This window comes from Pseudomonas sp. FW305-25 (assembly GCF_017351415.1).
Classification (GTDB): Bacteria; Pseudomonadota; Gammaproteobacteria; order Pseudomonadales; family Pseudomonadaceae; genus Aquipseudomonas; species Aquipseudomonas chlororaphis.
This window is the reverse complement of record NZ_JACNDE010000048.1, coordinates 36,566-43,688: the sequence shown is the minus strand read 5'-3', so window position 1 is coordinate 43,688 and position 7,123 is coordinate 36,566. Positions and strand designations below refer to the sequence as shown.

Genomic DNA, 7,123 nt, shown 5'->3' with positions numbered 1-7,123 from the left:
GAAATACGCATTTATTAATCGCATTAAATTACATATTTTTATAATTAACTTATAACTATTCAGACTTTTACACGGCGTATTTATACAAATACTGTTACATCCAGCACCGACCACCCGACCAGGTGGAGGCCCACGGAACTGCATTTTTTCCGGCCGACACCACTCCACGGTCAATAGCTCCACCCGAACCTGAAACCGGCTCAAGCCCCCGCCGCGATGGCTTTCAAAGCATGGCCCCGGCGCAGCTTTGCCCGAAAAAACATAACAACGCCAACCTACACACCTGGGGTTCACCATGCAGCACTTCACCGCACACCACCTGACGCTGGCCGTCTCCCTGAGCGCCGGCGTCTCGCTGAACCTGGCCGGGTTGCCGGCCCACGCCGAAGAAAGCACCGACAAGGCTGCCCTGCCGGTGGTCACCGTCACCGCCGAGCACCACGCCGAGGACCTGCAAAAGGCCCCGCTGGCGATCTCCGCGTTCGACGAAAAAGCCCTGGAAGACAAGCAGATCAAGAGCATCCGCGACCTCTCCGGGCAGGTGCCGAACCTCACCCTCAGCCGCCAGTCGATCTCCTACAGCGCGCAGACCTACGGCATCCGTGGCATCGGCGAGACCGATCCGATCCAGGAAGCGGCCGTGGCGGTCTACGCCGACGACCTGTACATCCCGCGGGCGATTTCCTCGATGCTCGACTTCAATGACGTCGAGCGCGTCGAGGTCCTGCGCGGCCCCCAGGGCACCCTGTACGGACGCAACAGCAGCGCCGGGGCGATCCGCGTGATCACCCGCGACCCGACCCAGGAAACCCGGGGTTTCCTCGAACTCGGCGCCGGTGACTACGACGCCCGCAACGGCCGCCTGCTGATCAGCGGACCGCTGGTGGACAACACCCTGTTCGGCAGCTTTTCGGCGATCCGCCTGAGCCGCGACGGCACCGTCTCCAACCCCACCCGTGGCAAGGACGTGAACAACGTCGATATCCAGTCGTACCGCGGCAAGCTGCGCTACAAGCCGGACGATTCGCCCTGGGATGTGCAACTGACCCTGGCCGGCACCTTCGACCGGGGCGACACCACCAGCTACACGCCCTTCGATGCCAACGGCCACTTCGACAAGTTCAAGAGCTACAGCAGCCTCGATCCGAAGAACCGCCTCGACCAGGGCAGCTCGGTGCTGCGGGCGATCTACGCCATCGACGAGCACCTGAACTTCAAGTCGGTGACCGCCTACTCGGCCTTCCACCAGCCGGTGGACTACGACAACTCGGGCCAGGCGGCGCTGATCCAGAACAACCTGATCCTCTACAAGCAGGACTACGCCACCCAGGAGTTCCAGCTCAACGGCGACTACGACGACCTAAGCTTCAGCACCGGCCTGTACCTGTACCGCGAGAAGTTCGACGCCGAGCGCGACAACCTCACCTACTCGGTGGCGCGCAACCGGGTGATCGGCCAGGGCCAGTACAGCACCACCCACACCGAGAGCTATGCGCTGTATGGCCAGGGCAGCTACAAGATCACCCCGCAACTGTCGCTGATCGCCGGGCTGCGCTTTACCCGCGAGCACAAGAACTTCGAGTACGACAACTACGCGATCGACAGCAATCGACGGATCACCGGCACTAATTTCAGTGCCGATTCGAGCAAATCCTGGCAGTCCACCAGCCCGAAACTCGGCTTCGAATACGCCTGGACGCCGCACCTGAACCAGTACGCCTACGTGGCCAAGGGCTTCAAGGCCGGTGGCTACGACAACCGCGCGCCGACCCGGGCCGCCGCCGAGCAGGCGTTTTCCCCGGAAGACGTGACCACCTGGGAAACCGGCTTCAAGGGCGACTTCTTCGACCGTCGCCTGCGGGCCAACCTGGCGCTGTTCTACAACGACTACAAGGACCTGCAGACCAACGCCTACGACCCGGCGCTGGGCGTCAGCCTGCGCACCAATGTCGGCCAGGCCCACACCTACGGGGTCGAGCTGGAAACCCTCAGCGCCCTGACCCGCGACCTGCAGCTGACCTTCAACCTCGGCTACCTGCAAAGCCAGTACGACGACTTCGAGAACGCCAGCGGCGCCGGGGTCGACGCCAACGGCAAGCAGCTGGTGTTCTCACCGCGCTGGAACACCAGTGTCGGCCTCAATTACACCATCCCCGCCGGCCTGCCCGGCACCTGGCTGGCCGGCATCGATGCGCAGTTCCAGACCAAGTCGTACGCCAACGCGCTGAACGACGACATCCAGGAAATCCCCCGGCAGACCTTCTGGAACGCCAACACCCGCTACATCTCCGGCGACGGCCACTGGACCACCACCCTGGCGGTGAAAAACCTGCTCGACCGCGCCTACCCGCAGTCGGTGGGCTACGTGCCGTCCAGCGGCGCCCGCTACTACTCGGTCAACGACCCGCGAACCCTCTTGCTGTCCGTGCGCTACGACCTCTGACCCCCTCATCGGCAAACATGCCAAGGAGCACCTTATGGCTTTTACCCGCAGGCAACTGATTTCCCGTATCGCCGCCGTCGGTGGTTATTCCACCGCCGTCGGCGCCCTCGATGCCCTGGGGCTTGCGCCCAAGGCGATGGCGGCGAGCTTCGACCCGCTGCAACTGGGCAGCAGCGGCAAAGGCAAGCATGTGGTGGTGGTCGGCGCCGGCATTTCCGGGCTGGTCAGCGCCTATGAACTGCGCAAGGCCGGTTTCAGCGTGACCATTCTCGAGGCCCGCGAGCGTGTGGGCGGACGCAACTGGACCCTGCGCCGCGGCACCAAGGTCGATTTCGACGACGGCGTCAGCCAGACCGTGGACTTCGATGAGGATCAGTTCTTCAACGCCGGCCCGGCGCGTATTCCCAGCCATCACCAGACCCTTCTCGGCTATTGCCGCGAGCTGGGCGTCGAGCTGCAAGTGCTGGTCAACAGCAGCCGCAATGCCCTGGCCTTGCCCGACGCCCGGCAGCCGGCGTTCCAGCTGCGCCAGGCGGTCAACGACAGCCGTGGCCAGCTGTCCGAACTGCTGGCGCGCAGCGTCAGCCGCAAGGCCCTGGACCAGGACCTGAGCGCCGACGACCGCCAGGCACTGCTGAATTTTCTCAAGGTCTATGGCGACCTCAACGCCGACTTCCAATACAAGGGCTCGGTGCGTTCGGGCTACACCCGCCTGCCCGGCGCGGGCGAGCAGACCGGCATCACCCGGGCGCCGCTGGAATTGCAGACCCTGCTCAACCCCAAGCTCTGGGGCGCGCTGGTGTTCGATGAAATCCCCGAGTTTTCCTCGACCATGTTCCAACCGGTGGGCGGCATGGACCGGATTCCCCTGGCGTTCTACGACAAGCTCAAGGACGCGGTGCGCTTCCACGCCGAGGTCAGCGACATCCAGACCGCAGAGCTTGGCAGCCGCATCACCTACAAGGACCGCCAGACCGGCAAGAGCCAGACCCTGAGCGCCGACTACGCCATCGTCACGGTGCCCCTGCCGCTGTTGGCCAAGCTGCCGAACAACTTCAGCACGCCGTTCAAGCAGGCGATCCTCAGCGCCCAGAGCGACCAGGCGAACAAGGTGGCCTGGCAGTCGCCGCGCTTCTGGGAAACCGACTTCAACATCTTCGGCGGGCTGTCCTACCTGGACCACGAGGTCAAAGGCCTGTGGTACCCCAGCGACCGGCTGAACAGCGCCCAGGGCATCCTTATCGCCGCCTACAACACCAGCGCGGCGGCCCAGGCCTTCAGCCAGAAATCCCTGGCCGAGCAGTTCGCCTCCTCGCGCCAGGCCGTCGAGCTGCTGCACCCCGGGCACAGCGCCAAGCTGCAAAAACCGGTGGCCATCAACTGGTCCAAGGTGCCCTTCAGCAAAGGCCCGTGGATCGTCAACGACGAGGTCGGCGAACAGGCCTACCACATCCTCAACCAGCCCCAGGGCCGCACCTACCTGGCCAGCGACGCCCTGGCCCATGGCGGCGTCGGCATCTGGCAGAACAGCGCCGCCGATTCGGCGCGCCGCATCGTGACCTTGATCGGCCGCCATGCCGAACGTCTGCAACCGGGCGTTGCCGCCTGATTTTCCCGCCATTTTCTCCACAGCAAAAAGGACCGACCGATGAAAACCAAGACACTGCTCGCAGGACTGCTTATGACCGCCACCGCCTGCACCAGCCTCAGCCACGCCGACGAGATCAAGCGCATCGCCCTGCCCAATTCCAACTTTCCGATTTCCCTGGCGGTGGCGGTGCCGGCGCAGACCGAGCTGCTGTTCGTCAGCGGCCTGCTCGCCGACCTGCGCGACCCGCAAGCGCCGAAGGACTCCTTTGCCGCCTACGGCGACACCGCGACCCAGACCACCTCGATCCTCAACAAGCTCAAGGGCGTGTTGCACAGCCAGGGCCTGGACCTGGGGGACGTGATCCAGCTGCGGGTGTTCCTGGTGGGCGACCCGGCCAAGGGCGGCAAGCTGGATTTCGCCGGGTTGCAGCAAGGCTATACGCCGTTCTTCGGCAGCGCCGAGCAGCCGCACAAACCGGCGCGCACCGCGGTGCAGGTGGTCGCCCTGCCGCTGCCCGGCGGCCTGGTGGAAATCGAAGCCGTCGCCGCTCGCAAGAAGTGACACGGCCCCAAACCGACATTCAGGAGCTTCATGCTTATGCCCAGCTCAACCGTCCAACACGCCGTGCCTGCGTTTCGCCCGTTACTGCTGCCGCTGTCGATTGCCTGCGGCCTGGCTTGGTTCAACCTGGCGGCCGCCGAAAGCGCCTCGCCGACCCTCGATACGGTGGTGGTCACGGGTAACCGGGGCACCGCCGAACGCACCGTGACCACCAGCCCGACGCCGATCGACGTGGTCACCGGCGAACAACTGCGCGCGGTGGGCAAACCCAGCCTGCTGGAAGCGCTGAGCAAGTTCATCCCGTCCTTCAACCTGCCCGACCGCGCCGGCTGGGACGCCAGCGGCGTGGTGCGCTCGGCGACCCTGCGCGGGCTCACCGCCTCCCATGTGCTGGTGCTGGTCAACGGCAAGCGCCGGCACACCAGCGCCACCTTGAACATCAACGGCATCAACAGCGGCGCGGCGCCCAGCGACCTCGACCTGATCCCGGTGGCGTCCATCGACCATATCGAGGTGCTGCGCGACGGCGCCGCGGCGCAGTACGGCTCGGACGCGATTTCCGGGGTGATCAACATCATCCTCAAGCAGACCACCGGCGGCAGTTCCGACACCACCCTCGGCCAGGGCTACGACGGCAAGCGCGGCACCGCCCAGGAGGCGCTCAACTACGGCTTCCAGGTCGGCGAGGCCGGGGTGCTGAATGTCTCCCTCGACAGCCGTTACCAGGAGCGCGACAACAAGGCCGGCAGCAACGGCTACAGCCGCCATTACTACCCGCTGGCCGACGGCTCGCCCGACCCGCGCGAGGCCGATGCCAGCCACCACACCTACAAGGGCTACGGCCTGCCCCGCAGCCAGCTGGCCGATGTCGGCTACAACCTCGACCTGCCGCTGAACGACGCCGTGACCCTGTATTCGTTCTCGACCCTGGCCACCCGGGAGAACAACGACGGCCAGAACTTCCGCCTGCCCAACGGCCGCAACACCATCACCACCGGCCCCAATGGTTACCCCAACGGCTACAGCCCCTACTGGCTGGTCAACGAAACCGACTTCCAGTCGGCGTTCGGCGCCAAGGGCGGGGACTTCGGCGGCTGGGCCTGGGACCTGAGCAGCACCTACGGACGCAACTACGCCAAGCAGCGCACCTACGACAACCAGAACCCGTCGCTGGGGGAAAACACCCCGAACAAGTTCACCTCCGGCATCTACATCGCCGACCAGTTGACCAGCAACCTGGATCTGAAGCGCAGCTACGAGATCGGCCTGGCCAAGCCGCTGGACCTGGCCTTCGGCTTCGAGCACCGGCGCGAAAGCTACGAGACCCGCGCCGGCTCCGAAGCCTCCTATATCGATGGCGGCTATGTGTTCCCCGCCGGCCACCCGCGCGCCGGGCAACGCCCCGACCCAGGCGCCCAGGTGACCAATGGCATCAGCCCCGAGGATGAGCAGAAGATCAGCCGCAACAGCGTCGCCAGCTACATCGACCTGGGTTTCTACCCCGTGGCGCAGTGGTATGTGGGCGTCGCCGCGCGCTACGAGCATTACAACGAAGGCGTGGGCGCCACTCGCAGCGGCAAGCTCAGCACCCGCTATGAGTTCAACCCGGTGTTTGCGCTGCGCGGCACTATCAGCAACGGCTTTCGCGCACCGTCCCTGGCCAATCAGATCTTCACCGCCCGCTCGACCGGCTTCGACACCATCAATGGCGTCTACCAGTCCTACAACTATGTGATCCTGCCGGTGGACTCGGCCGGCGCCCAGGCGCTGGGGGCGCAGTCCCTGAAACCGGAGCGCTCGACCAACTTCAGCCTGGGGTTTGCCCTGACCCCCAGCGAAGACCTGAGCCTGACCGTGGACGGCTACGTGATCAACCTGCGCGACCGCCTGGTGCTCAGCGAACGCTTCCAGGGCCCCGGCGTCGCCGCCCTGCTCGACAGCATCGGCGTGCCCGCCACCGCCGGCGCGCAGTACTTCACCAACGGCGCCAACACCCGCACCTCCGGGGTCGATGTGGTGGGCAATTACCGGCAGAACCTGGCCAGCTACGGCTCGGTGAAATGGACCGCGGCGCTGAACTACAACCACACGCAAATCCTCAGCGTCAGCGACACCCCCGCGCAACTGAGCGCCCTGGGCAGCAACTTCCAGCTGCTCGGGCGCCAGTCGCGGGCGCTGCTCACCAAGACCTCCCCCAGCAGCAAGATGATTTTCTCCGCCGACTGGGCGATCCGCGACTTCGACGTCAACCTGCGACTGACCCGCTACGGCACCTACACCGAGGTCAACAGTTCGAGCAACCCGGACCTGGACCGCGAATACTCGGCCAAGTGGATCACCGACCTGGACGTGGCCTATGCCTTCGACAAACAACTGACCGTGGCGGTGGGCGCGCAGAACCTGTTCGACAAGTACCCCGACCCTATCGGCGTCAGCAACTCGTCGTTCGGCGACAACTGGGGCAGCTACTCGCCCTTCGGCTTCACTGGCGGTTACTACTACACTCGGGTGCAATATGCCTTCTGAGT

At 65.0% G+C, this 7,123-nt stretch carries 4 protein-coding genes; all 4 read left to right on the top strand.

Annotated elements, in window-relative coordinates; all coding sequences use genetic code 11:
- The first annotated feature begins 295 nt into the window (after positions 1–295).
- The 4 genes from J4E58_RS28985 to J4E58_RS28970 are packed head-to-tail and all read left to right on the top strand — an operon-like array spanning position 296 to position 7,121.
- On the top strand, positions 296–2,443 hold the full coding sequence (locus J4E58_RS28985; RefSeq protein ID WP_087090918.1) for a TonB-dependent receptor: 2,148 nt from the start codon (positions 296–298) through the stop codon (positions 2,441–2,443).
- Positions 2,444–2,477: 34 nt separating this feature from the next.
- The gene (locus J4E58_RS28980; RefSeq protein WP_087090917.1) at positions 2,478–4,052 is read left to right on the top strand and encodes an FAD-dependent oxidoreductase; all 1,575 of its coding nucleotides are present in this window, start codon (positions 2,478–2,480) and stop codon (positions 4,050–4,052) included.
- A 39-nt stretch (positions 4,053–4,091) separates the two neighbouring features.
- Positions 4,092–4,595 (top strand): RidA family protein, encoded by a 504-nt coding sequence (locus J4E58_RS28975; protein WP_087090916.1) that lies wholly within the window; start codon positions 4,092–4,094, stop codon positions 4,593–4,595.
- A 36-nt stretch (positions 4,596–4,631) separates the two neighbouring features.
- Complete coding sequence (locus J4E58_RS28970) at positions 4,632–7,121, top strand: TonB-dependent siderophore receptor (RefSeq protein WP_087090915.1); 2,490 nt, start codon at positions 4,632–4,634, stop codon at positions 7,119–7,121.
- Positions 7,122–7,123: the final 2 nt, after the last annotated feature.